At 40.8% G+C, this 24,392-nt stretch carries 25 protein-coding genes and 1 other RNA gene; 13 read left to right on the forward strand and 13 right to left on the reverse strand.

What is annotated here, in order from left to right; genetic code table 11:
* Window positions 1–328 precede the first annotated feature (328 nt).
* Window positions 329–814 (forward strand): hypothetical protein, encoded by a 486-nt coding sequence (locus ICL16_RS08830; RefSeq protein WP_190826472.1) that lies wholly within the window; start codon window positions 329–331, stop codon window positions 812–814.
* A 96-nt stretch (window positions 815–910) separates the two neighbouring features.
* Window positions 911–2,026, forward strand: coding sequence for a DNA replication/repair protein RecF (gene recF, locus ICL16_RS08835; RefSeq protein ID WP_190826473.1), 1,116 nt, complete (start codon window positions 911–913; stop codon window positions 2,024–2,026).
* Window positions 2,027–2,056: 30 nt separating this feature from the next.
* On the opposite strand, the gene queF is transcribed toward recF, so the two are convergent.
* From queF to ffs, 4 genes are all read right to left on the reverse strand, one after another.
* The gene (queF, locus tag ICL16_RS08840) at window positions 2,057–2,437 is read right to left on the reverse strand and encodes a preQ(1) synthase (protein ID WP_190826474.1); all 381 of its coding nucleotides are present in this window, start codon (window positions 2,435–2,437) and stop codon (window positions 2,057–2,059) included.
* Between the two features lie 29 nt (window positions 2,438–2,466).
* On the reverse strand, window positions 2,467–2,868 hold the full coding sequence (locus ICL16_RS08845) for a hypothetical protein (protein WP_190826475.1): 402 nt from the start codon (window positions 2,866–2,868) through the stop codon (window positions 2,467–2,469).
* Window positions 2,869–2,988: 120 nt separating this feature from the next.
* Window positions 2,989–3,375 carry a phasin family protein gene (locus tag ICL16_RS08850; RefSeq protein WP_190826476.1) on the reverse strand — a complete coding sequence of 129 codons (387 nt, stop codon included), beginning with the start codon at window positions 3,373–3,375 and terminating at the stop codon, window positions 2,989–2,991.
* Window positions 3,376–3,400: 25 nt separating this feature from the next.
* An RNA gene (gene ffs / locus ICL16_RS08855) (signal recognition particle sRNA small type) lies at window positions 3,401–3,497 on the reverse strand.
* A 126-nt stretch (window positions 3,498–3,623) separates the two neighbouring features.
* Between ffs and ICL16_RS08860 the strand changes: the two genes are divergently transcribed.
* On the forward strand, window positions 3,624–4,175 hold the full coding sequence (locus ICL16_RS08860; protein ID WP_190826477.1) for a 2'-5' RNA ligase family protein: 552 nt from the start codon (window positions 3,624–3,626) through the stop codon (window positions 4,173–4,175).
* Between the two features lie 76 nt (window positions 4,176–4,251).
* The gene (locus ICL16_RS08865) at window positions 4,252–4,644 is read left to right on the forward strand and encodes a lysozyme inhibitor LprI family protein (protein WP_190826478.1); all 393 of its coding nucleotides are present in this window, start codon (window positions 4,252–4,254) and stop codon (window positions 4,642–4,644) included.
* Window positions 4,645–4,738: 94 nt separating this feature from the next.
* Here ICL16_RS08865 and ICL16_RS08870 read toward each other — a convergent pair whose 3' ends face one another.
* The 6 genes from ICL16_RS08870 to ICL16_RS08895 form a co-directional block, all read right to left on the reverse strand.
* The gene (locus ICL16_RS08870) at window positions 4,739–6,031 is read right to left on the reverse strand and encodes a RuBisCO small subunit-like domain-containing protein (RefSeq protein ID WP_190826479.1); all 1,293 of its coding nucleotides are present in this window, start codon (window positions 6,029–6,031) and stop codon (window positions 4,739–4,741) included.
* 91 nt (window positions 6,032–6,122) lie between these two features.
* Window positions 6,123–6,503 carry a type II toxin-antitoxin system VapC family toxin gene (locus tag ICL16_RS08875; protein WP_190826480.1) on the reverse strand — a complete coding sequence of 127 codons (381 nt, stop codon included), beginning with the start codon at window positions 6,501–6,503 and terminating at the stop codon, window positions 6,123–6,125.
* On the reverse strand, window positions 6,503–6,727 hold the full coding sequence (locus ICL16_RS08880) for a type II toxin-antitoxin system Phd/YefM family antitoxin (protein ID WP_190826481.1): 225 nt from the start codon (window positions 6,725–6,727) through the stop codon (window positions 6,503–6,505). The genes ICL16_RS08875 and ICL16_RS08880 overlap by 1 nt, the downstream gene beginning before the upstream one ends.
* A gap of 130 nt (window positions 6,728–6,857) precedes the next feature.
* A complete protein-coding gene (locus ICL16_RS08885) occupies window positions 6,858–7,193 on the reverse strand; it encodes a ribulose bisphosphate carboxylase small subunit (protein WP_190826482.1) in 336 nt (111 codons plus the stop codon).
* A 102-nt stretch (window positions 7,194–7,295) separates the two neighbouring features.
* Window positions 7,296–7,688, reverse strand: a complete 393-nt coding sequence (gene rcbX / locus ICL16_RS08890) for a RuBisCO chaperone RbcX (protein ID WP_190826483.1) — start codon at window positions 7,686–7,688, stop codon at window positions 7,296–7,298.
* A gap of 104 nt (window positions 7,689–7,792) precedes the next feature.
* Entirely contained in the window at window positions 7,793–9,223 is a 1,431-nt protein-coding gene (locus tag ICL16_RS08895) for a form I ribulose bisphosphate carboxylase large subunit (RefSeq protein ID WP_190826484.1), read from the reverse strand.
* A gap of 352 nt (window positions 9,224–9,575) precedes the next feature.
* On the opposite strand from ICL16_RS08895, the gene ICL16_RS08900 reads away from it, so the two are divergent.
* Complete coding sequence (locus ICL16_RS08900) at window positions 9,576–10,706, forward strand: ligand-binding sensor domain-containing protein (RefSeq protein WP_190826485.1); 1,131 nt, start codon at window positions 9,576–9,578, stop codon at window positions 10,704–10,706.
* A gap of 13 nt (window positions 10,707–10,719) precedes the next feature.
* The gene (panB, locus tag ICL16_RS08905) at window positions 10,720–11,493 is read left to right on the forward strand and encodes a 3-methyl-2-oxobutanoate hydroxymethyltransferase (RefSeq protein ID WP_190826486.1); all 774 of its coding nucleotides are present in this window, start codon (window positions 10,720–10,722) and stop codon (window positions 11,491–11,493) included.
* Between the two features lie 210 nt (window positions 11,494–11,703).
* Here panB and ICL16_RS47650 read toward each other — a convergent pair whose 3' ends face one another.
* On the reverse strand, window positions 11,704–11,904 hold the full coding sequence (locus ICL16_RS47650) for a DUF6888 family protein (RefSeq protein ID WP_420485265.1): 201 nt from the start codon (window positions 11,902–11,904) through the stop codon (window positions 11,704–11,706).
* A gap of 342 nt (window positions 11,905–12,246) precedes the next feature.
* Between ICL16_RS47650 and serA the strand changes: the two genes are divergently transcribed.
* From serA to ICL16_RS08935, 6 genes are all read left to right on the forward strand, one after another.
* Window positions 12,247–13,827 (forward strand): phosphoglycerate dehydrogenase, encoded by a 1,581-nt coding sequence (gene serA, locus ICL16_RS08910; protein WP_190826487.1) that lies wholly within the window; start codon window positions 12,247–12,249, stop codon window positions 13,825–13,827.
* A gap of 168 nt (window positions 13,828–13,995) precedes the next feature.
* Window positions 13,996–14,913 (forward strand): 50S ribosomal protein L11 methyltransferase, encoded by a 918-nt coding sequence (gene prmA, locus ICL16_RS08915; RefSeq protein ID WP_190826488.1) that lies wholly within the window; start codon window positions 13,996–13,998, stop codon window positions 14,911–14,913.
* 68 nt (window positions 14,914–14,981) lie between these two features.
* Window positions 14,982–16,727: a PDC sensor domain-containing protein gene (locus tag ICL16_RS08920; protein ID WP_190826489.1), complete on the forward strand. Its 1,746-nt coding sequence runs from the start codon at window positions 14,982–14,984 to the stop codon at window positions 16,725–16,727.
* Window positions 16,728–16,732: 5 nt separating this feature from the next.
* On the forward strand, window positions 16,733–18,043 hold the full coding sequence (locus ICL16_RS08925; RefSeq protein ID WP_190826490.1) for a hybrid sensor histidine kinase/response regulator: 1,311 nt from the start codon (window positions 16,733–16,735) through the stop codon (window positions 18,041–18,043).
* Between the two features lie 36 nt (window positions 18,044–18,079).
* Window positions 18,080–20,587 carry a hybrid sensor histidine kinase/response regulator gene (locus ICL16_RS08930; RefSeq protein ID WP_190826491.1) on the forward strand — a complete coding sequence of 836 codons (2,508 nt, stop codon included), beginning with the start codon at window positions 18,080–18,082 and terminating at the stop codon, window positions 20,585–20,587.
* 5 nt (window positions 20,588–20,592) lie between these two features.
* Window positions 20,593–21,915, forward strand: coding sequence for a hybrid sensor histidine kinase/response regulator (locus tag ICL16_RS08935; protein ID WP_190826492.1), 1,323 nt, complete (start codon window positions 20,593–20,595; stop codon window positions 21,913–21,915).
* A gap of 48 nt (window positions 21,916–21,963) precedes the next feature.
* On the opposite strand, the gene trxA is transcribed toward ICL16_RS08935, so the two are convergent.
* Window positions 21,964–22,281, reverse strand: coding sequence for a thioredoxin (gene trxA, locus ICL16_RS08940; RefSeq protein WP_190826493.1), 318 nt, complete (start codon window positions 22,279–22,281; stop codon window positions 21,964–21,966).
* 138 nt (window positions 22,282–22,419) lie between these two features.
* Between trxA and fabG the strand changes: the two genes are divergently transcribed.
* Window positions 22,420–23,184: a 3-oxoacyl-[acyl-carrier-protein] reductase gene (fabG, locus tag ICL16_RS08945; protein WP_238360680.1), complete on the forward strand. Its 765-nt coding sequence runs from the start codon at window positions 22,420–22,422 to the stop codon at window positions 23,182–23,184.
* A gap of 71 nt (window positions 23,185–23,255) precedes the next feature.
* Here fabG and ICL16_RS08950 read toward each other — a convergent pair whose 3' ends face one another.
* Complete coding sequence (locus tag ICL16_RS08950) at window positions 23,256–24,335, reverse strand: MraY family glycosyltransferase (RefSeq protein WP_190826496.1); 1,080 nt, start codon at window positions 24,333–24,335, stop codon at window positions 23,256–23,258.
* Window positions 24,336–24,392: the final 57 nt, after the last annotated feature.

Genomic DNA, 24,392 nt, shown 5'->3' on the forward strand with positions numbered 1-24,392 from the left:
GCGTGTGCAAGATTTGAGAGTAGACAGACGCGCAATTTCATGTCTCTACATACCATCAATTATAACTAATAACCTTAATCGAATTCTATTGGGGATCGACGTGCATTGGTGAATTATCAACTTTTCTAAGTAAAATTACTGAATAAAATTTGACTAATTTAATTAAAAATACACTTTTATTTTACTTAAATAAAGTAGCATTTTTAACTTTTAGCGTTTAGGATTGTGAAGTACAAATTACACTTTCACATCTATACAAGTGCAAAAGCTACTATTGAAAAGGAGCATTTGCTTTACGACATTTTGCTACCTTAATAAGAAGAATCTAATGAATACAAATGTAATAAATAACCTATTTGAAAGAGTCTGGACATATATCTATGATACTTGTTACGAATTTTATAAAGGATTGACTACAAATCCTCAATGGCTGTTGATGCGTAAAATTGGTAGATTTAAGATTGGACGAGATATCATGAGGTATCTGTCTTCTGGCTCCGCTAAATCATCTCAATTGTCTGTATGTGAGAGAAATTCTTTGTTCACAGGTGTTAATGTCGATGAAGCAGTCAACTACCTCAAAACTGAGGGGTTTTATTTGGGGATCAATTTGCCGCAAAACGTTGTTCAAGAAATAGTTGAGTTTGCTAAATCTACTGCTTGTTATGGGAATCGCAAATCAGAATTGGGGTTTTATTACGATCGCAAGCAACAAGCCCAGAGTAAGTCACTCAAGAAATTTTTACAAGGCTACTATTTTAACACGGCATTGCTTTGTCCGTTTAATGTTACAAATAGAATACGCCACAACTGATTACGGATTACAGCACGATCGCAGAGAAACTTCTCTATTGAAGGTTTTGAGCTAATCGTTTTATTGTAATGGTTAACTAGTAGCCACCAATTCCTCATGTACCTTCAAACCCTCCATCTACGACAATTTCGTAACTACAAAGAGCAGCAAGTTGAGTTTACTGCTCCTAAAACGATTCTTGTAGGTGATAACGCGCAAGGAAAGTCAAATTTGTTAGAAGCGGTGGAATTGCTGGCGACATTGCGATCGCATCGGATGGCACGCGATCGTGATTTAATTTGTGAAGGAGAGGAACTTGCCCAAATTCGTGCCACCTTACAACGACAAACTGGTATTAGTGACCTATTATTAACTCTACGTCGAAATGGTCGCCGTACCGTTAACCTCAATAGCGAAAACATTCGGCGTCAAATGGACTTTCTCGGAGTTCTTAACGCAGTACAATTTTCCAGCTTAGATTTAGATTTAGTGCGTGGTGGTCCAGATGGTCGCCGTAACTGGTTAGATACGCTGTTAATTCAACTTGAACCAGTTTATGCTCATATTTTACAACAATATAATCATGTGTTACGTCAGCGCAATGCTTATTTAAGAAGGAGTCAGGAGTCAGGAGTCAGGAGTCAGGAGTCAGAGTTGGCGATATGGGATGCACAGTTGGTAAACGCAGGTATACGAGTAATTCGCCGACGAGAGCGTGCCATACAACGACTAGCCCCTATCGCTGCTACTTGGCACGCTAGTATTAGTGGTAGGCAAGAAACTTTGAAGGTAAAATACTTGCCTAATGTGCCAATTGAATTAAATCCAACTCAAGCACAACAAATTTTTTTCGACAAGATTCAACAACGAGCTGTGGCGGAATTACATCAAGGTACTACCCTTGTCGGTCCCCATCGTGACGAAGTAGAATTAACTATTAATCAAACACCTGCTCGTCAATACGGTTCTCAAGGTCAGCAACGTACTTTAGTACTTGCTTTGAAACTAGCCGAATTGCAACTAATTGAAGAAGTTGTTGGCGAAGCGCCGCTGCTACTACTTGATGATGTTTTAGCTGAGTTAGATCCTTCGCGCCAAAATCAACTACTTGATGCGATACAAGAGCGCTTTCAAACTTTAATTACTACCACTCATCTTAGTGCTTTTGATTCCCAGTGGTTGAATTCCTCGCAAATTTTGTATGTTAAGGCGGGAGAAATATTAGTGAACTAGGATGAACAATTGTACTACTAAATCTCCTTCTTACTTTTGATGCCGTACCTCAATTACGGTGTGTACATTACCACGCGGAGTAAAATCCGCTTTCACCGTGAGTTGTAGGGGATCGCAAGCCGCAACGAAATCATCTAAAATCTGATTGGCTGATTCTTCGTGAGAAATGTAGCGATCGCGATAACTATTAATATATAGTTTCAGTGCTTTCAATTCCACCACTTTTTCATCTGGTACATAGGTAATATGAATCGTGGCAAAGTCTGGGTATCCTGAAAATGGACATTTACAGGTAAATTCTGGCAAAGTAATATTAATATCGTATCGCCTACCTACACGTGGATTGGGAAAGGTAATGAGTTTTCCGGACGCTATTTCACGTTCACCATATTTTACTTCTTGGCTTGTCATTTGTCAAAAATTTCTGTTTACTTTTTACTTTACTCTTCTTGTTCCCAGTCTGGACAACTTTCCGTCTCCCATCCATGCGGATGCATCCCGCACACTAACATATTACCACCATATACTTGACCATGATAGTGATGACAGCCGATACAGGCAGAGTTTTTTTCTGATGTCGGCTCTACATAGTAGGGAAAACCATGATCTACATCATCTGCGACAACTTCTTCCAGTTCCCAGTAAACTTCCATCAATGGTTCAGCTAAATCATGCAAATACTGATCTACTTCTGCGATCATGTTATTTTGTACTTGCTCGGTAAATTCTTCTGTCAATTCAAACAATGAATCTACCATTTCCGTCATCCCCACGAAAAAGCCTTCTACTTCTTCAGCTACGGTTTGGAGCATTTCCCATACATCTTTTTGCCACTTTTCCATAAAAATTTGTGTGCCTATAAGCCCTCTTTTTACTCAGGAGGATAGACACCCCTCCAATTTTAAATTTGGTATATTTATATAATTAACACACCTAACCTAGTAATTTTGGCAATACCGAAATTACTGGTTGCGTTGAAGTTTTCTCAACTCTTCTTGTAGTTCTAGCACTTGTGTGCGTAATTCGTCTACATTATTAGTAGTTGATGTATCTTTCGCTGTAAAGTTCTCGTCTTCCTCTAGGATTTCGATGCGGCGAGGCTCAGAAGGAGGTGTACGCTCATCAACTGCTACGCCAGATGTTGGTTGCTGTGCCTGCTTCATCATATCTTCAACGAAGCGGCGGGCTTCTTCTGTAGTCATTTCGCCCCGCGCTACCATTTCATCTGCCAGCTTTTGGACTTGCGATCGCAGTTCTGCTAATTTTCCGCCTGCTTTCTCGCCCGCGAAAGAAGCTAACCCAACACCAAGGTAAACAGCCTTTTTAACAATATCTCCAAAACCAGGCATTGTTGCTTTTGCGCTCCTAAAATGGGGCGACCCGGAGACTACGCCTACTATAAGCATCCCGTGTTGCTGCTACCTTCCGGTCCTGACAAAGTTTAGGCGTTACAGTCGCATAGGTCCAGGTCTTAAATTAGCATAGCACTAAATTTTCTAACTGTGTATTATTCCATCACAATTTGCCATTGATAAATTTTCTTTTCTTAATTAACGTGCAATAGCTGAGTAATCTAAAATCTAAAATCAAAAATGATATGAGTCGTTTTTTCATTGCCCTCCTGCCTTCAAGGGAAATCCAAGATTCTGCTCATCAGATTAGGCAGTACTTTAGCGATCGCTATGCCAGTCGCGGTGCTTTTAACTCACCACCCCATATTACCCTGCAACCACCCTTTGAATGGCATGACACCGATTTACCTCGCCTAGAAGAATGTTTAAGAAACTTTGCCAGTACACGAGAGTCAGTACCCATCACTCTCAGTGGTTACGGAGCCTTTGCTCCCCGCGTTATCTATATTAATGTAGTGAGAAGTCCTGAACTGTTAGCACTGCAAGCTGATTTAATGGCTCATCTAGAAACTCACCTCTTAATTGTTGATCAAGTTGGCAAAACCCGCCCCTTTGCTCCCCACATGACAGTTGCGTTTAAGGACTTGACAAAGCAAAACTTTCGTGCTGCATGGTCAGAATTTGAAAATCGACAGTTAGAGTTTGAGTTTACGGCTTCTGAGTTAAGTTTACTACTGCATGACGGTAAGAGATGGAACGTTAAAACTGAGTTTCCTTTTTTATCTAACGTGTTGTGATTAACAGCTATTGCCACTTAAAGATTTATTGGTTATAAAGTAACAAAATAGACATAAACTTTAAGTATTATAAATCATGCATAAAACATTGATTAGCGCCTTGATACTGATGGCAAGCGTTACTAGCACCAACAATTTAACCAAAGTAGATGCGCAGAAACCAAAAGTTAATTGCGCTAAGGCAACAAATACAGTGGAAATGAAGTACTGTTCGCAACAGTCGTATCAAAAAGCCGATGAAAAATTAAATCAGGGGTATAAAAAAGTTATATCTACTATCAGTGGTGAGCAAAAGCAATTACTAGTTACTGCACAGCAGGAATGGATTAAGTTTCGCGATAATAACTGTAATTTTGAAACCTACCTCTCTCGTGGTGGCACAGGTTATGAAATTTTTCGCAACGGTTGTCTTGAGCGTTTGACGAAACAACGCACAAAAGATTTGCAGGAGTATCTATCTTCTCGTTAATCCGATTTAATGTAGAGACGTTGCGACGAACGTCTCTACAAAATATGTGGGTTTAAGGTACGGATGCGCTTATTACATCCAGTTGAAGACTGTTTTATCGACTACCAATGCCGTTGGGGCGTTGAATGATTGTTTCTACTACCCGCCGCTTTGCCTTGGGATCAATTCCTACTAAGCGCACGTATTCGCCGTTATGTTCGGCTAGACAAGATTCTAAAGTGGCGATCGCTTCTGCCATATCATTAATTTGGTGAGTAGCAAAACTTTGCCAAGAGCCAGTGCGGAATCGTCGTTCATTTACATACTCAATGCCCACACGATATCCTTGAGCAAAAATCTGCCGCATCTGTTCTAATGTTTCTTGGCTAACTGGGGTACTCGGTATTTGATTGTTGTGGTTGTCATAATTACGAGCGGTATTATCAATTGTTGAACCATTAGGCGACGACTGATAATTAACTGGTACTTCGGCAAATTTCGGTGCAGTAGCTGGTTGATAATTTTTTCTATTTAGTCGATTGTACTCATCAACTAACTGGGAATTTTCCACCCGTTTTTGTTCACCAACCATCAACTTACCCATCTCAATTAAATGAGACAAGCTGAAATCTGGCTTTTTAAATGTTGGTGGTCCTTCCACACTATTTACCACACGTAGGGATACACGCTCAATTCCGATGTCGTGAATGAAGTGGCGGATTTGTTCATCATAGATACGCGATCGCAAAGCACTAAAAAAGTCAATAGACTGGTTAGCAAAAGTATCAACAAACTGTTCAACCTCCCGACGCGACAATCCATCAGGAGAGAAAATTCCCTCAACAATTCCCACCTTGTCATCTCGGTTAGGTTCCCAGTAAAATTTCTCCATCCGACCATCGCGAATCAACGGTGCATACAAAGTGGAAAAATCGTTACCTGTGACAATTATGGGCACGCGATGTAAAGGCGTTGAATCGTAACTACCAGGAAGCTGTACATCAGTAGGATTATCAGCGATATTCATCAGCGTGGCATTCACCAACTGAGTATTTACCGTATACTGAGTGCCTTCATCAAAACGTCCCGCACCTGCATCTAAATCATTAATCATCAGCACACACATTCTCCCGCGCACCCGAATAAGTTCCGCAGTTTCGCGGTAGCGCAAACGAATCAAACGTGCTGGATCTCCTGCATCTGGACTTTCCAATTCTCCGCCGGATATGTGAGTAACTTCGACACCCATTCTCTCGAAGACTAACTCACATTGAAAAGACTTACCCTCCCCCTTGCGTCCATGAATACCTAGAATCAATGGTACTCTTACACCAGGAAGATCGAGGTAGTTTTTGGTAATATGAACGGCAAGTTTGTCTTGAAAGCGAGGAGAAATATAATAGCTCATGTATATACCTGGAAAAGCAAACTTCTGCAAATAATGTTAAGTTTTTTTGGTTACAAATGTTCATCTATCTTTGGTAGCAAGCTATTGCTACTTACCACAGTCTCTGAATAGGATAAGCATCAAAAACTCTATCCGCGCTAATTATGGGTATCTGTTCCACCATTGCCTGTGCAATTAACATTCTGTCAAATGGATCGCGATGATGCAAAGGTAGTGTTGCAACAACAGTAATGTGGTCTATTTTTAGATCTAGTAATTCAATCCCATTAGGACTAAGTTGTTGCTCTATAAAAACATGAAAAGGTATACCAAAATTCAATTTACCGATACTAAGTTTAATTGCTATTTCCCAAATACTAGCTGTGCTGAGAAAATTTTCGTTATTTTCAATTTGCGATCGCACTTCGACACTGATTTTTGGATTTCCCATAACAAACCAAATGAAGCTATGAGTATCCAGTAGTTGTTTCATTACATGTAATCCTTAAAGTCTTCTAGTGGTGCGTCAAAGTCATCCGATATTGTAACTAAACCTTTTGCGCTTCCAAATGTTGGACGACGTTTCACTGGAGACACCGGAGTTAGTTTGATCACGGGGCGCTCGTCTTTGGTAATTACGATTTCTTCGCCACTAAGTGCTGCCTTTATTAAGTCTGGCAGATTTTGAGAGGCTTCGGTAACAGTAATTTGTTGCATAAGTGTCACCTCTATGTAGCTAGATAGTTGAGTTGATTGCTGCCACTATCTTAACACTTCGACCAATAAGGAAAAGGTGCGTTACGCTATGCTAACGCACCCTCCGAATTAATTTGAGCGTGAGATGGTTTTAGTATCTGCTGCTGTTGGGTTTGTGAACGATAAAGCTAAGAATTTGGCACTGCTTAACGTTATCGAAACCTACAACACGGATATAGCAATTGCCATACTGAGAACGGCAAGATTGCACTTCGTTGAGTACTTCTTGAGTGCTTCTAGCACTGAACAAAGGTAGTTTCCACATTGTCCAGTAGAACTCTGCAGGTTCAGATTTTTCGTTGAACTCAATTGCTGGAATGTAACCTTGGTTCAGGATGTACTGGATTTGCTTAGCAATTTGAGCATCACTGAGGGGAGGTAGGTAGGAAAGGGTTTCGTAACGACGCTCTTTTGGTAGGGTTTGCATAATTGATGTAATTGGTTGGTATTTTTGTTGATTGTTAATTGCTGATTGTTAATTGTTAATTGCCAGTCTTCCAGTCTTCCATTAACCATTAACAATTAACCATTAGCCATTTTCTTCTGGAGTTGCTTGCTGTTCTGATTCTGGGCTGGGATTTGATGTGTCTAATTGCGTAATTCGCTCCAAATGCTTGCGACGATGCTCCATATTTGCCTGCTGAATGCCAGTGCGAACCATTTCCGGTAAGTATTCAAGTACTTCTTGCGCTATGTGTTCCCTGACAGTCATAATCCGCAGCGCCAAATCTGGCTTTTCTCGGAACAGTGCCTCAATATATGCTTCTCCGTCTTGAATTTTGTCAGCGGAAAAGCTTTGGAACCAAAGTGCCAAGGGAGGATTTGTTTCGCTCAGTTGAGCCAAAACGGTTCTCAACGCCTGGTAAGTCAGGTAGCTTGAGAGCGTTTTGGCTGTGTCCTTCGCAATTTGCTTTATATTCATGCTTGATCCCAGCCCTCAAAGAAGTCAAAAGTTAAAAGTCAAAAGTAAAAAGAAAGAAGGATTATTTTCTTTTACCTTTTAACTTTTTACCTTTTACTTAATTATCAGACGGTATCAACTGGTTTGAAGTCGAACTTGATTTCCTTCCACAGTTCGCAAGCAACAGCTAGTTCTGGACTCCACTTAGCGGCTTCGCGGATTACGTCGTTGCCTTCTTGTGCCAAGCTGCGTCCTTCGTTACGTGCTTGGATACAAGCTTCTAGGGCGACGCGGTTAGCGGTTGCACCAGGAGCGTTACCCCAGGGGTGTCCTAGAGTACCACCACCGAATTGTAGTACGGAGTCATCACCGAAGATTTCTACTAGAGCAGGCATGTGCCATACGTGGATACCACCAGAAGCAACAGCCATTACACCAGGCATAGAAGCCCAGTCTTGGGTGAAGTAGATACCGCGAGACTTATCTTGCTCAACATAGTTTTCACGCAACAAGTCAACGAAGCCCATTGTGATACCGCGTTCACCTTCCAACTTACCTACAACGGTGCCGGTGTGGATGTGATCGCCACCAGACATGCGTAGAGTTTTAGCTAATACACGGAAGTGGATACCGTGGTTCTTTTGACGGTCGATCACAGCGTGCATAGCGCGGTGGATGTGCAGCAACAAACCGTTGTCGCGACACCAACGAGCTAATGTGGTGTTAGCTGTGAAGCCTGCGGTGAGGTAGTCATGCATGATGATGGGCTGTTTGAGTTCCTTAGCGAACTCTGCCCGTTTGAGCATTTCTTCACAGGTGGGAGCGGTGACGTTCAGGTAGTGACCTTTGATTTCACCTGTTTCAGCTTGTGCTTTGCTAATAGCTTCAGCAACAAACAAGAAGCGATCGCGCCATCTTTGGAATGGTGCGGAGTTGATGTTTTCGTCATCTTTGGTGAAGTCTAGACCACCGCGTAAGCACTCATATACTGCACGTCCGTAGTTCTTAGCAGACAGTCCCAATTTGGGTTTAATTGTACAACCCAATAGAGGACGACCGTACTTGTTGAGTTTGTCGCGCTCTACTTGGATACCATGAGGAGGTCCTTGGAATGTCTTTAGGTAAGCTACAGGAATGCGTAAGTCTTCTAGACGTAAGGCTTTGAGAGCTTTGAACCCAAACACGTTACCTACGATTGAGGTCAACATGTTGGTTACAGAACCTTCTTCAAATAGATCTAGAGGATAAGCTACGTAAGCAATGAATTGGTTGTCATCACCGGGTACTGGCTCAATGTCATAACAACGACCTTTGTAGCGGTCTAGGTCAGTAAGCAAATCTGTCCATACAGTTGTCCAAGTACCTGTGGAAGACTCAGCAGCCACAGCAGCGCCTGCCTCTTCAGGTGGAACTCCGGGCTGGGGTGTAACGCGGAATGCCGCTAATATATCTGTATCTTTGGGTGTGTAATCTGGTGTGTAGTATGTAAGTCTGTAATCCTTTACCCCTGCTTGATACCCTGTTTTCGACTGAGTCTTCGTTTGAGAGTAAGACATATTTTCCTTCCAAGAAGTCACTCTTTTTATCAGCAAATTACATCCCGCGCAACTTTTGTCCTCCTCGCTTTACAAAAATTTGGAGGAGTAATGAAGGAAAGACAAAAATTGCACTTCGCGTAATATGTATCTTGTTTCACAATATATCAAGAATGTAATAAGTTATCCTTTGAATATTTTTAACTCTTATATTTAAATTTTTTATAAAAAGATTTCTTAAGCTTTATGTTAGAAAACTTTACAAAAACTAATAAAAAGTTGAAATGTTAGAAAAATTACAAAGTAAGGGAACACTAACTTTAACCAAAAGCCACTAAAGGCAATGGTTAGAGAAACTGTTTCCTTTTGAAGTATGAGTGTGGTGTTATTCTGCAAACGTATTAATTTATTAATGTGTTCTCTGCTGGTAAGTCTATTGGCTGTGCCAGTGAAGGATACTGTCACGATGGCAATTCCCGTAAATAGCCAAAAAAGTAGTCATCTATTGCTACAAACTAATGTTGAGGTTGAGCCATCAGATTTAGGAACTGCTTACCCTGCTTCGCCACCACCACCGCGACAAGATCCCGTACCAAATGAACGCATACCACAAGAGCGATCGCTTGATGAGATCGATTATCGCGTTAGTGCAATGCAGGAAGATTATGCAGGTAATCTTTGGATTGGTTTTTGGCGGGGGTTGTCAAAGATTGACCCAAATACTGGTAATATACTAGCTCGTGTTAGTTTACCAAATCTTGCCATTGGTGCTTTAGCTCAAGACAAAGTTGGACGTTTGTGGGTCGGAACTTATGAAGGACTAAAGCGAGTAGATCCTCGTACTAGCGAAATTACAGCGGAGAACTTATTTTTGCCTTCTAAACGAGTATTGTCAATGCTTGTTGACAAACGCGGCTATTTATGGGCAGGAACAGATAACGGTTTAAGCTTGATTAGTCCCGATCAAGGTTTAATCAAAACAACATTAAAGAATCTACCAGGTGTCAGCGCCAATGCTCTCACTTTAGACGCAGAAGGTCAACTTTGGGTGGGAACTCTTGATGGCTTAGTTAGAGTGAACACTGCTAGTGCTTTGCTAATGAAGCGCATTAACAATCTTCCCGGAACGACTGTTCAAGCTCTAGCTATTAGTCCACAAGGATTAATATGGGCGGGAATGCCCAACAATTTATTAGTAATTAACCCGAAAAATGGTATAGTTTTACGGTCTGTAACTCCCTTACGGGGAAAGAATGTCACAGCCATACGCTTTGCCCAAGATGGTAGTGTTTGGGTCGGTACTAATAATGGTTTGCTAAGATTAAATCCTAACACTGGAGCATTGCTTGACCAAGTTGCAGGTCTTCCTTCTAGCCGTGTGTTTGCCCTTGCACCAGACGCGGGTAACAAATTATGGATCGGCACTAGTGAAGGTTTAGCTTGGTTAATGCCTAAAATGGTAGGTGCAAAACCCCATCTTGCCTTCAGTCGCGCCGTTAAATAACATTCATCGCCAAATGCCAGTTACCACCCAGCAATTAATTCAATTTAAACAACAGGGGCGTCCAATTGTGGCGTTGACAGCCTGGGATTATGCTCTAGCCCAAATATTGGATGTTGCTGGCGTGGACTTAATTTTGGTGGGTGACTCAATGTCGGTAGTGTTGGGGTATGAAACGACACTACCAATTACTCTTGATGAAATGCTGTATCATGCCAAATCAGTGCGTCGTGGTGTGAAACGAGCATTGGTGGTAGTAGATTTACCATTTTTAACGTATCAAGAAAGTATTCAACAAGCGATGCACTCAGCGGGACGTGCAATTAAGGAAACGGGTGCGCAAGCAGTAAAGTTGGAAGGTGGGTATCCAGCGATGGTGGAAACTATTGCTCGTTTGGTACAAGCAGGAATTCCCGTGATGGCGCATGTGGGTTTGACACCACAATCTTTACATCAAATTGGTTTACGACAACAAGGGAAAACCGAGGAAGCAGCACAGAGGATTTTTCATGAAGCGATCGCTCTAGAACAAGCGGGTGCATTTTCCATTGTACTAGAACACATCCCCGCTGATTTAGCATTACAAATTACTCAAAAACTCCGTATTCCTACGATTGGCATTGGTGCAGGAGTAAACTGTGATGGACAAGTTTTAGTCACATCTGATGTACTGGGACTTTTAGAAAAGCAACCACCATTTGCTAAAGTTTATACCAACTTACGCGAGACAATTACCAAAGCCGTGCAAGATTTTAGTGTGGAAGTTAGGGAGCGAAAGTTTCCACAATAATAAGATGACAACACTATTAATATTTGGCGAGTATTTCATTGTATACACGAACACCATGTATTGAAGTACATGGCGGCGTGGGGAAGAATGAAATAGCCCTGGTAATTGGTATTAAACGCTTATCGCTTGATATGCTGGGCGATCGCCTGCTCCACTATACGAATATTTTCTTCTATTGGTCTCAATTCTTGTGTGGACATTTCTTCAAAATTAGGTTTCATTTATAAATCTCCAACTTCCATCACGAAACACAAGGATTTGTAGTTCATCACCTGCTAAAATGAACACATTTCCCGTTTTGTCACTAAAACGGAATAGCGCTATTTCTCGGTATAAGTCGGACAAGGACTGGGAAATGATCACACATATAAGGGCTTGTCGCGCTGTAGGGTAAATGGTTACGAACTCAATTGTACTTGCACATTATAAGACTAGAGTATATGTGATCACCAATCATCTCCCCGTGAAACTAAGAAATTTTCATAAAGATATAGGTTTTGGATATGGGTTTTGGCGAACAAGATGGTTTATATTACCCAGTGAGTAGAGAGAAAAGCCACTTATGTTCAGATCAGGGAGGAAACGCTGCACTATCCTTATAACTGAGACTTTTATAGTATAACTAACAAGCGTGGGCGCCGCGCAAATCGCGCTATGAGATATTGCAACTAATCATTCTCGCGCTTGTTACATGCATTTGATTCTCAACTGGAAACACCACAAGAAATATCCCTAACTTAAAAATTAGCAATCATGTCCAAGGTTCTTGTCTCCGATCCAATTGACCAAGTTGGGATTGACATTCTCTCCCAAGTTGCTAGTGTTGATGTGAAAACAAATCTCAAGCCGGAAGAACTAGTGCAAATTATTGGTGAATACGATGCACTAATGATTCGTTCTGGTACTCGCGTTACTCAAGAAATTATTGAAGCTGGCACACAATTAAAAATTATTGGTCGTGCTGGTGTAGGTGTAGATAATGTGGATGTACCCGCAGCAACGCGCAAAGGAATTGTCGTTGTTAATTCTCCAGAAGGAAACACCATCGCCGCTGCAGAACATGCTCTAGCCATGATGCTATCGATGTCGCGCTACATTCCTGATGCTAACGCTTCGGTAAAACGCGGTGAGTGGGATCGGAAAACTTTCGTTGGTGCTGAAGTTTACAAAAAAACTCTGGGCATTGTTGGCTTAGGTAAGATTGGCTCTCATGTTGCCGGGGTTGCTAAAGCATTAGGAATGAAATTGTTGGCTTTCGATCCTTTTATTTCTACAGAAAGGGCAGAACAAATTGGTTGTCAATTAGTAGATTTGGAGTTGTTGATCCAGCAAGCAGATTACATTACACTACACATACCCAAAACTCCAGAAACAACTCATTTGATTAATGCAGAACGGTTGGCAAAGATGAAGCCTACCACCCGCATTATTAACTGCGCTCGTGGTGGCATTATTGACGAAGAAGCTTTGGCAGCAGCTATTAAAGAAGGCAAAATTGCTGGTGCGGCATTAGATGTGTATGAAATAGAACCACTAGGAGAATCTTCGTTAAAATCAATTGGCAAAGAAGCCGTTTTGACTCCCCACTTAGGCGCATCTACTGCAGAAGCTCAGGTGAATGTGGCAATTGACGTAGCCGAACAAATTCGCGATGTATTATTAGGATTACCAGCACGCTCGGCTGTGAACATTCCTGGGCTAAATCCTGATGTACTCCAAGAACTCAAGCCCTATATGCAATTAGCAGAAACCTTGGGCAAATTGGTAGGACAATTAGCTGGAGGAAGAGTAGAATTACTTAACGTTCGTCTTCAAGGCGAATTGGCAACCAATCGGAGCCAGCCTTTGGTGGTAGCATCTCTCAAAGGATTGCTTTACCAAGCTCTGCGGGAACGTGTCAACTACGTTAACGCTAGCATAGAGGCAAAAGAGCGGGGAATTCGCGTAATTGAAACGCGGGATGCCTCAATTAAAGACTACGCAGGTTCACTCCACCTAGAAGCCACAGGTTCCTTGGGTACTCATTCTGTCACAGGTGCTTTATTGGGTGATGGAGAAATACGTTTGACTAACTTGGACGGTTTCCCCATTAACGTCCCGCCTAGTCAACATATGCTGTTTACTCTCCACCGGGATCAACCGGGAATTATCGGTAAACTCGGTTCCTTACTCGGCAGTTATAACGTTAATATTGCTAGTATGCAGGTAGGACGTAAAATTGTCCGTGGTGAGGCAGTAATGGCTCTCAGTTTGGATGATCCCTTACCAGATGGCATTTTAACTGAGACGATCAAAGTACCTGGAATTCGTGATGCTTATACGGTAACACTATAGTGTAGTCGTCGTAGAGACGTTCCGCCGGAACGTCTGTACACAAATCGTAGAGACGTTCCGCCGGAATGTCTGTACAGAATGCAACACCAAGAGTGCATAATCAGAAATCAGAAGAATTAATTGCTCCTGTCTCCTGTCTCCTGTCTCCTGTCTCCTGAATTCTAAAATATGGCAAACACTTGGTGGGAACTACAAATTCTGTGTGAACCAAATCTGGAAGATTCTATCTTCTGGCGGTTGGAAAATTTTGGCTGTCGTGGAGCGGCTAGTGAAAAAAGAGGACATTATAGTTTAGTCAGAAGCTATTTGCCAGAATTTCAAGCGCAGTTACTAGATTTGGCAGCACTATCCTTATGGCTGCGTCAAGATGCTTTATGTCTTGGACTGTCTGCACCTGTGGTAAATTGGCAGTTGATTGATGAACAGGATTGGGCAAGTAGTTGGAAACAACACTGGCAACCACAGGAAATTGGCGATCGCTTCTTAATTAACCCTGCTTGGCTACCAATCCCAGAAAATTCTCAGCGCTTAATTCTCCGTCTTGATCCAGGTGTAGCATTTGGTACAGGCGCTCATGCCACAACTCAATTGTGCTTAGAATCCCTGGAAATGAGATTAGGTAAAGAAAACACATCTTTTTTTGACAATAAACAAGAAAAAAAACATACGGTAATTGCGGATATAGGTTGTGGTTCTGGTATCCTTTCCATCGGGGCTTTGCTATTAGGTGCAGACAGAGTTTATGCTGTAGATACCGATCCCCTAGCGGTGAAATCAACTTTAGAAAACTGCGCTCTCAATGGCATCAGTTCTGAATCCTTGGTAACAGCACAAGGCAGTATAGAAGTTGTGACGAAACTAGTTGAACAAGTAGATGGAATCGTCTGCAATATTTTAGCTGATGTAATTATTGAGTTAGTTCCGCACATGAGTGCAATCTGTAAACCTAGCACTTGGGGTATTTTCAGCGGTATATTACTTGAGCAGTCGTCATCTGTTGCTGATGCACTAGAACAAAGTGGTTGGGTAGTTGCTACTCTGTGGAAAAGAAAAGAATGGTGTTGCATTAATGTGCGGCGATCGTAAAAGTTGTTACTTTTTCTACTCAAGTTGGGAACTATATAGTTAGCCCACCTGCATTCACCAGTTGAGCAATGCCTCACCCTTTGAAAATAATTAAACAGGTGCCACTCCGCCTGCTTTTGGTTGTCCCATTTGTGCTGCAAATATTTGCAGCAGTTGGGTTGACAGGATACCTGTCACTACGTAATGGGCAGAAAGCAGTAAATGATCTTGCGGATCAGTTAATTAATAAAGCTAATCAATTAGTGAGTGTGCATTTAAATACATACCTAGCTTTGCCCCATCAAATCAATCAATTAAATGCAGATGCTATAGCCTCTGGGCAACTCGATCTCAAAAACCCCAAAGCAAGTGAAAAATATTTCTGGAGGCTAGCCAAAGTCTTCAAGAGTACTAGCTACATTGGTGGTACTTTAACCAATGGTAGAGAATCAGGCGCTGGACGTTGGTTAAACGGTGTAGATCTTTTAGTCTTTGAAAATTTTCATAGAGATAGTAAAGCCTTCGATTATCTTGCCGATAATCAGGGAAACCGGGCGCGGCTTTTGCAAAGATATGAATACAACCCGTTGTTACTGTCGGGATACAAAGAAGTAGTTAAAGCAGGCAAGCCAATTTGGAGCCAAATCTATACTCTTGATGTGAATAATGTGCTAATTACTGACGATGGCAAAACTGCAAAAACCCAAGATAAAAGTTCCAATATTGGTTATGAAGCATTTGTAAGCTTGGCTGCCAGACGTCCACTCTATGATCAAAACGGCAAGCTAGTTGCTGTTTTCGTTGTTGATTTGCTACTTACAAATATTAGTGAGTTTCTTCGTAACTTAAAGGTAACTCCCTCTGGGCAAGTTTTCATCATTGAACGTAATGGTTTATTAGTAGGTTGTTCCGGTACTCATCCCATTTTGCATAAGGTTAAAAATAAACCAGAACGTTTTAACGTACCAGAATCAGACTTCATGGCACAAATTAACGCCAATACGCAAATGACAATTCTATTATGTTTAAGCGCGTTAGTTGTGGCAACGTTATTGGGAATTTATACTTCTCAGTGGATTACTCAACCGATTCTGCGTCTTGCTCAAGCATCAGAAGCAATTGCTACTGGCGAATTAGAGCAGAAAGTAAAACCTTCAAATGTCAAAGAGTTAGGAGTTTTAGCTGGTTCATTCAACAAAATGGCGACTCAATTGCAAGAATCGTTTACAGCTTTAGAAAAAACCAATGAACAATTAGAACAACGAGTTGAAGAACGCACCTCCCAACTTCAAGCCGCTAAAGTAGCAGCAGATGTTGCAAACCTTGCCAAGAGTGAATTTCTCGCCAACATGAGTCATGAATTGCGAACTCCTCTCAACGGTATTTTAGGGTATGTACAAATTCTCCAGCGTTCGCAAAACCTTGCGCAAAAAGATCGTCAAGGAATTAGTATTATTCATCAGTGTAGCTCTCACTTACTCACATTAATTAATGATGTTTTAGATTTAGCTAAAGCGGAAGCATTATTAGAACTACTGAAGAACCTTTTGCAGTTGGAATGGATTTATCAAATAAAGCCAGAGGATATAAAACAAAAGTTAGAAGAGGAGAATACTTTCTATAGAGCGAACGAAATTGTATCTCCAGAGGCACAAACCCTTGCCGTACTTTATGATTTAGCGATGCAAGGGTTGATTCATGATTTGCTTCAACAGTGTGATGTAATTGAAACATCAGATCCAAAGTTTGCTTCCTTCACTCACCAACTGCGTCAATTCGCGCAAAAATTCCAATTAGGGCAAATCCAAACATTTTTAGAACAGTACTTGGAGTAGTATTCATGATATCAACTGTAGGATCGGGAGCCATTTTAATTGTTGACGATCATCCTACCAATCTGGAAGTTCTTTCTGAAGCTTTGACTAGTGTTGGTTTCCGGGTTGCAGTTGCTGTGGATGGTGAGAGTGCTATTAAACAAGCCAAATACCGTCCACCTTCTCTAATTTTACTTGACGTAATGATGCCAGGAATTGATGGATTTGAAACTTGTCAGCGTCTCAAAGCTGATCCTGTGACAAAGGATATTCCTGTAATTTTTATTACTGCTCTTTCTGATACAGAAATCAAAGTCAAGGGATTAACTGTTGGTGGAGTTGACTATATCACTAAACCCTTTCAACATCAAGAAGTAATTGCTAGAGTTAAAATACACATACAATTACGTAATCTCAACCAAACTTTAGCAGCACAAAATAAACTTCTTCAACAGGAAATTGAGCAGCGTGAACAAGCCCAAATAGCTTTAGAGCAAGCTTTACATCATCAAAAGCTTCTCAGTATGCAACTGATTCAGAGTGAAAAAATGTCTGCACTTGGTCAACTAGTTGCTGGGGTTGCCCATGAAATTAACAACCCGATTAACTTTATTTATGGGAATCTCACTTACGCTAATAATTATATCCAAGATCTAGTCGATCTACTTAATCTCTATCGCAAATACTGTCCCTATCCAGCACTAGAAGTACAGCATAAGTCAGAGGCAATTGAGCTAGATTTTTTAATTAATGATTTAAATAAATTGCTTTGTTCTATGAAGGTAGGAGCAGAGCGGATTAGTGAAATTGTTGTATCTTTACGCAATTTCTCCCGTAAAGATGAGGCAAATATGAAGCTAGTTGATATTCATGATGGTATTGACAGCACTTTAACACTTTTGCAAAGTCGTCTGAATGCAACATTTGATCGCTCTGCCATTGAAGTAGTGAAAGAATATGGAAATTTACCCAAAGTGGAATGCTATGCAGGACAGTTAAATCAAGTATTTATGAATATTCTGACTAATGCGATTGACGTTTTGGAATCATCTGTCATTAGTGATTTGCAAATTCGCATTCGTACTGAATTTCATGACAATCAAGTCTTCATTTTGATTGCTGATAATGGTGGTGGTATTTCTGATGAGGTACTTCATCAAATATTTAACCCCTTTTTTACTACTAAGTCTGTGGGTAAAGGTACTGGTTTAGGTTTGTCGATTAGCTACCAAATTATCGTAGAACAACATGGGGGTAGTTTGAACTGTACTTCCACTGTTGGCGTGGGAACAGAATTTACGATCGCTATTCCAGTTAGTCAATCTACAGTTAGGTAATTATAAAATTAACCTATGTGTGATTTAAGTTAGGTAATGCCGTTGAAAGTCGCAAACAATCGTCAAAAGACAATTAAACAAGTCTCACTTCGCTCACTTTTAATTGTCCCTTTTGTGCTGCAAATTTTTGCTACAGTTGGGATTGTCGGATATCTATCGCTCCAAAATGGACAAAAGGCAGTCAACGAGCTTGCCGAACAGTTGATTGATAAAGCTAATCGGCTGGTTAGTACACATCTAAATACATATTTGGCTCTACCTCAGCAGATTAATCAACTAAATGCAGATGCCATCGCCGCAGGGCAACTCAATCTTAATAATTCTAAAGCAAGTGAAAAATATTTCTGGAGACAAGCCAAAGTCTTCAAAAATACTAGCTATATAGGCTTTACCTTAACTGATGGTAGAGAATCAGGTGCAGGGCGTTGGCTGAATGGTATAAATCTTTTAGTTTACGAAAATTTCCCTAGAAATGGTAAGGCTTTTGATTATAGCGTAGACGAGCGCGGAAATCGCCATCGACTTTTGCAAAGCTATGAAATTGACTCTTTATCGCTGCCAGTATACAAAGAATCAATTAAAGCAGGTAAGCCAATTTGGAATCAAATCTTTACTTTGAATGTCAGCAATTTACTAATTACTGATGATGGCAAAGCTCTAAACATTAAAGACAGAGCTTCTAATGTTGGTTATGAGTCTTATATCAGCTTACCAGCTAGACGCCCATTTTATGATGAAAACGGTAAACTACTTGGTGTTCTCATTGTCGAAATACTGCTAACTAATATTAATGAGTTCCTCCGCAGCATTAAAGTAACTCCCTCTGGGCAAATTTACATTATTGAAAGAGATGGGTTATTAGTGGGTAGTTCTGGTTCTCATCCTATCTTACATAAAGTTCATAATAAAGTAGAACGTTTTAGTGTCAGTAACTCTCCTGATCCAATGATTCGCGCTATTTATAGTGATTTACAAAAACGATTTAGCAATCACAACATTAAAGGAGATCAAGAACTTAATGTCATATTTAACCAGCAGCGTCACTATGTGCGGGTAACACCTTGGCGAGATCAATATGGTTTGGATTGGCTGGTAATTATTGCTGTACCAGAATCCGATTTCATGGCACAAATTAATGTCAATACTCAAATCACAATCTTGTTGTGTTTAGGTGCGTTAGTTGTGGCAATTATTTTGGGCATTTACACCTCTCAATGGATTACTCAACCAATTCTGCGTCTTGCCCAAGCATCACAGGCGTTAGCGAAGCGAGCCGCGCTAGCGGATTTCGCCACTGGCTCACTTGAGCAAAATGTAGAACCTTTAAATGTGAGAGAGTTGGTAATTTTAGCTGATTCTTTCAATCATATGGCGACTCAATTACGTGAATCATTTACTGCTTTAGAAAAAACCAATGAACAATTAGAACAATGGGTTGAAGAACGTACAAGCCAACTGAAAATAGCTAAAGAAGAAGCAGATATTGCTAATCAGGCAAAAAGTGATTTTCTCGCTAACATGAGTCATGAATTGCGTACTCCTCTCAACGGTATTTTAGGATATGTACAAATTCTACAACTTTCTCAAAACCTTAATGATCAAGATCGTCAGAAAATTGATATTATTCACCAGTGTAGTTATCACCTGCTCACCTTGATTAATGATGTTTTAGATCTATCTAAAATAGAAGCACGCAAATTAGAATTATATCCTGTAGAGATACATCTTCCTTCTTTTCTGCAACTAGTCGTAGATATTTGTCGCATTAACGCTGAGGAAAAAGGTATTATCTTTAATTATCAAAGCGATCGCCAATTACCAATAACTGTTATTATAGACGAAAAAAGATTACGTCAAGTGTTACTCAACTTATTAGGTAATGCGATTAAATTTACTGACAAAGGAGAAGTGACGTTTAAAGTAGATGTACTGGGGACTGGGGACAAGGACAATAACCAATCCCAATCCCCAATACCTAATCCCCAATCCCCAATCACCAAGATTCGCTTTCAAATTGAAGATACAGGTGTGGGTATAACTCCAGAAGAAATGAATAATATTTTTCTACCTTTTGAACAGGTAGGTGATGCTAAAAAACAAGTAGAAGGAACAGGATTAGGATTAGCAATTACTCAGAAAATTGTCTGTTTAATGGGTAGTGTTTTAGAAGTAAAAAGCCAACCTGGGAAAGGAAGTACATTTTGGTTTGATGTTGAGTTAGCAGAAGTTAAAAATTGGACAAAAGCGAATAAATTAGTATGCGATGGTACAATTAGTAATCATCGGGGACCACTTCAATATGTAACTCAGGGTGCGGAGACTACTTTAAGTGGAGTGAAAGAGATTGTACCTCCGGAGGCAAAAGAGCTTGCTGTACTTTATGATTTAGCGTTGCAAGGGTTGATTCATGATTTACTTCAACAATGCAATGTAATTGAAAAATTAGATCCAAAGTTTGCCTCTTTCACTTGCCAACTGCGTCAATTTGCTCAAAAATTCCAACTAAAGCAAATCCAAACATTCTTAGAAAAGTACCTGGAGTAGTAACCATGACACTAACTGTAGCATCTGGAGCTATTTTAATTGTTGATGATCATCCCACCAATCTAGAAGTTCTTTCTGAGGCTTTGACTAGTGCTGGTTTCCGGGTTGCCGTCGCTGTGGATGGTGAAAGTGCTATTAAACAAGCTAAATATCGTCCACCCTCTCTAATTTTACTAGATGTAATGATGCCAGGGATTGATGGGTTTGAAACATGTACACGTCTTAAAGCTGATCCTGTAACCAAAGATATTCCAATCATTTTTATGACAGCTCTTTTAGATACAGAAGTTAAGGTGAAGGGATTATCTCTAGGAGTGGACTACATTACTAAACCCTTTGAATATCAAGAGGTAATTGCGAGAGTTAAAATACATATACAGTTATGTAACTTTGCTCAAACTTTAGAGCAGCAAAACAAACTTCTTAAAAAAGAAATAGCACAGCGTGAAAAAGCAGAAACAGCATTACAGCAAGTAAATCAGGAATTAGAGCAGGCTTTGCGTAAACAAAAGCTTCTCACCGTGCAAATGGTTCAGAGCGAAAAAATGTCTGCACTCGGTCAAATGGTTGCTGGAGTGGCACATGAAATTAACAATCCGGTAAACTTTATTTATGGAAATATTAGTCACGCCAAAAATTATATTCAAAATATACTCGATTTACTAAATCTTTACCGTCAATACTGTCCTCATCCAGCATCAGAAGTACAGGCTATGACAGAAGCAATTGAACTTGATTTTTTAATTGAAGACTTGTCTAAATTGCTTGGCTCAATTAAAGTTGGAGCAGAGCGTATTCGCGAAATTGTGGCATCTTTACGAACTTTCTCTCATATGGATGAGACGAAGATGAGGCTAGTAGATATCCATGAGGGCATTGATAATACTTTAATGATCTTGCAAAGTCGCTTGAAAGCAAAACCAAACTTTCCTGCTATTGAAGTCGTTAAAGACTATGGAAATCTCCCTCGAGTGGAATGCTGCGTGGGACAGTTGAATCAAGTATTTATGAATATTCTGACTAATGCAATTGATGCCCTTGAAGAGAGTGTGGGATGTACTCCGCAAATTCGTATTCGTACTCAACCCCGTCACAATCAAGTCGTCATTTATATTGCTGATAATGGTTTGGGCATTCCACAGGCAGTAGTTCATCGTTTATTTGACCCTTTTTTTACTACTAAATCTGTTGGTAAAGGTACTGGTTTGGGTTTATCTATTAGTTACCAAATTATTGTCGAACAACATAAAGGTAGTTTGAACTGTACTTCTACTGTTGGAGTGGGAACAGAATTTGCGATCACCATCCCAATTAGACAATCAACCTAAGTGGAAGAAATTCCTCTAAGACTTGTTCAAGCGATCGCAATCTATTGCTTAAATCTTTGTTTTGAGACGCTCGACTAACTGCGGGGCTTGTAATACACCCTCAATCCGATCTACAGGCTGACCCTGTTTAAATAATACCAGTGTAGGTAAAGCCTCAATTCGATACTGTCCTGCCAATTGCGGGTATTTTTCTGTATCAATTTTAACTACTCGTATCCGTCCTTGAAGTACAGAGTTGACTTGTTCTAAAATCGGACTCATCATGTGACAAGGACCACACCAGTCAGCGTAGAAATCTACCAACACCGGAACATCAGAGCCAGATAGCATCTCTTCAAAGCTGTTAAATTGCTTTTTTGTGGACATAGGACATGTACCAAGTATCTATTGTTGAATTTCTTTAATGGTAATTCTGAAGAATAAATATCAGCTTAACATCATATTATTTTCATTGTGTTGCCCCGTCACCTTATGATCATTAGCGCTGTAACATCAAGAGTAATTATGGAAGTATTGCCAGAAAATTTACAAACTTTACGCGGACAGGTAGCAATTGTTACAGGCGCTTCTCGAGGGATAGGGCGAGCGATCGCACAAGAGTTAGCACGACTCGGAGCAAACGTAGTTGTTAACTATGCTAGTTCTGGTAATGCCGCAGAAGAAGTTGTTAATACAATTACACAAGCAGGAGGAAGTGCGATCGCACTTCAAGCTGACGTGAGCAAAGCAGATCTTGTAGACGCACTGCTTAACTCAGTGATGGAAAAATTTAATCGCGTTGATATCTTAGTCAACAATGCTGGTATTACACGTGACACTCTTTTATTACGTATGAAACCAGAAGATTGGCAAGCTGTGATTGACCTTAATCTTACTGGTGTCTTTTTATGCACACGTGCTGCCAGTAAAATTATGCTCAAGCAACGTTCTGGAAGGATTATTAATATAACCTCTGTTGCCGGACAAATGGGTAATCCTGGGCAAGCGAACTATAGTGCGGCAAAAGCAGGCGTCATTGGTTTTACGAAAACAATTGCCAAAGAACTTGCTTCTCGCGGTATTACTGTTAACGCTGTCGCGCCTGGTTTCATTGCTACCGACATGACAAGCAATCTCAATGCTGAAGAAATTCTCAAATATATCCCTCTCAATCGTTACGGACAACCAGAAGAAGTTGCCGGAATGGTACGCTTCCTCGCCGCCGATCCTGCCGCTGCCTATATCACTGGACAAGTCTTTAACGTCGATGGGGGAATGGTAATGGCGTAGCCAAGGCAAAAGTAAAAAGGCAAAAGTCAAAAGAAGTTTCTTTTTCCTTTTTACTTTTTACTTTTTACTTGTTAAGTTGCTCGTATCCTTTGCCAGATAGTAAAGCTCAAAAGGACCGTGATGCCAATAGTTGTAGCTAGCATGACTATAACGGTCATGCCTTGTATTCTCATTGCCAGCCAGTTGCATATTAGAGTAATAGACCAAAGAATGAGCGCCGCATGACGTTGGGATAAACCCCAAGCGAGCAAGCGGTGGTGTAAGTGGTCTTTGCCTGGAGTACTCATAGGATTTTTACCTGCCATTAGTCGCCGCACCACCACTTGTGTGGTGTCTAGCACTGGTAGCAGGAGAAATAAAACTGGAGTTACCAAAGAAAAAACTGTGGTGACTTGAAGTTTACCTATAATACTGGTAGCAGCTAGCACATACCCAAAGAAGTATGCCCCAGCATCACCCATGATAATGCGCGAGGGATGGAAGTTGTGGCGTAAAAAGCCTAGCGCTGCACCCCCCAATGCTGCCAAAACTAATGTTGCTGCCGCACGATTAGGAAATTGGGCAGACACCGCCAACAAATTCATAGCAGTGATAAACCCGATTCCTCCCACTAAACCGTCCATCCCATCCATCAGATTGATGGCATTGGTAATCGCTACTACCCATAACACCGTCAAAATAATTGAAAGTGTAGAGTCGATAGGAGTCCCAAAATCAAGTTGGATCTTAATGCCATTTGCCACCAGCAAAAGAGCCGTGAGTATCTGAATTAACATCCGGACATTAGCTGGTAAGCTAAATTGGTCATCGATAAAGCCGACAAGAACTAATATCGAACCTCCCAGCAAAATAGTTAGTACCTGAGCCAATACTTTTTCAATTTCAATCGGTCGTAGGAGACTAGCTAGTACTACTGCGGCAATTACTCCTGCGTAGATAGCTAAACCCCCTGCATTAGGTAAGGGTTCTCGGTTAAGCCGCCGTGCGTTCGGTTGGTCTGCCCAACCTACTTGCAAGGCAAATTTGCGTACTATGGGCATTAAACGCCATGTTACAAAACAAGCCAACCCAAAAGTGAATACTACCGCCAACCAGCCGGAACCGCTGGGGTCAGCAATACCGAGAGATTTAAGCAAGCTGTCTAAATTCATCTCCCGATCCAGCCATTTTTGCCAAGGTCACATGTATATTAATCAATTTTTTTGCCA

Source organism: Iningainema tapete BLCC-T55 (assembly GCF_014698965.1).
Classification (GTDB): domain Bacteria; phylum Cyanobacteriota; class Cyanobacteriia; order Cyanobacteriales; family Nostocaceae; genus Iningainema; species Iningainema tapete.

Coding starts and splice junctions, on each gene's coding strand:
- ICL16_RS08895 (WP_190826484.1), bottom strand. CDS start 9,223: ATGTCTTACTCTCAAACGAAGACTCAGTCGAAAACAGGGTATCAAGCA.
- panB (WP_190826486.1), top strand. CDS start 10,720: ATGCCAGTTACCACCCAGCAATTAATTCAATTTAAACAACAGGGGCGT.
- ICL16_RS08870 (WP_190826479.1), bottom strand. CDS start 6,031: ATGAGCTATTATATTTCTCCTCGCTTTCAAGACAAACTTGCCGTTCAT.
- trxA (WP_190826493.1), bottom strand. CDS start 22,281: ATGTCCACAAAAAAGCAATTTAACAGCTTTGAAGAGATGCTATCTGGC.
- serA (WP_190826487.1), top strand. CDS start 12,247: ATGTCCAAGGTTCTTGTCTCCGATCCAATTGACCAAGTTGGGATTGAC.
- rcbX (WP_190826483.1), bottom strand. CDS start 7,688: ATGAATATAAAGCAAATTGCGAAGGACACAGCCAAAACGCTCTCAAGC.
- ICL16_RS08935 (WP_190826492.1), top strand. CDS start 20,593: ATGACACTAACTGTAGCATCTGGAGCTATTTTAATTGTTGATGATCAT.
- ICL16_RS08860 (WP_190826477.1), top strand. CDS start 3,624: ATGAGTCGTTTTTTCATTGCCCTCCTGCCTTCAAGGGAAATCCAAGAT.
- recF (WP_190826473.1), top strand. CDS start 911: ATGTACCTTCAAACCCTCCATCTACGACAATTTCGTAACTACAAAGAG.
- ICL16_RS08865 (WP_190826478.1), top strand. CDS start 4,252: ATGCATAAAACATTGATTAGCGCCTTGATACTGATGGCAAGCGTTACT.
- ICL16_RS08930 (WP_190826491.1), top strand. CDS start 18,080: ATGCCGTTGAAAGTCGCAAACAATCGTCAAAAGACAATTAAACAAGTC.
- ICL16_RS08830 (WP_190826472.1), top strand. CDS start 329: ATGAATACAAATGTAATAAATAACCTATTTGAAAGAGTCTGGACATAT.
- fabG (WP_238360680.1), top strand. CDS start 22,420: ATGGAAGTATTGCCAGAAAATTTACAAACTTTACGCGGACAGGTAGCA.
- queF (WP_190826474.1), bottom strand. CDS start 2,437: ATGACAAGCCAAGAAGTAAAATATGGTGAACGTGAAATAGCGTCCGGA.
- ICL16_RS08920 (WP_190826489.1), top strand. CDS start 14,982: ATGCCTCACCCTTTGAAAATAATTAAACAGGTGCCACTCCGCCTGCTT.
- prmA (WP_190826488.1), top strand. CDS start 13,996: ATGGCAAACACTTGGTGGGAACTACAAATTCTGTGTGAACCAAATCTG.
- ICL16_RS08845 (WP_190826475.1), bottom strand. CDS start 2,868: ATGGAAAAGTGGCAAAAAGATGTATGGGAAATGCTCCAAACCGTAGCT.
- ICL16_RS08900 (WP_190826485.1), top strand. CDS start 9,576: ATGAGTGTGGTGTTATTCTGCAAACGTATTAATTTATTAATGTGTTCT.
- ICL16_RS08885 (WP_190826482.1), bottom strand. CDS start 7,193: ATGCAAACCCTACCAAAAGAGCGTCGTTACGAAACCCTTTCCTACCTA.
- ICL16_RS08950 (WP_190826496.1), bottom strand. CDS start 24,335: ATGAATTTAGACAGCTTGCTTAAATCTCTCGGTATTGCTGACCCCAGC.
- ICL16_RS08875 (WP_190826480.1), bottom strand. CDS start 6,503: ATGAAACAACTACTGGATACTCATAGCTTCATTTGGTTTGTTATGGGA.
- ICL16_RS08850 (WP_190826476.1), bottom strand. CDS start 3,375: ATGCCTGGTTTTGGAGATATTGTTAAAAAGGCTGTTTACCTTGGTGTT.
- ICL16_RS08880 (WP_190826481.1), bottom strand. CDS start 6,727: ATGCAACAAATTACTGTTACCGAAGCCTCTCAAAATCTGCCAGACTTA.
- ICL16_RS08925 (WP_190826490.1), top strand. CDS start 16,733: ATGATATCAACTGTAGGATCGGGAGCCATTTTAATTGTTGACGATCAT.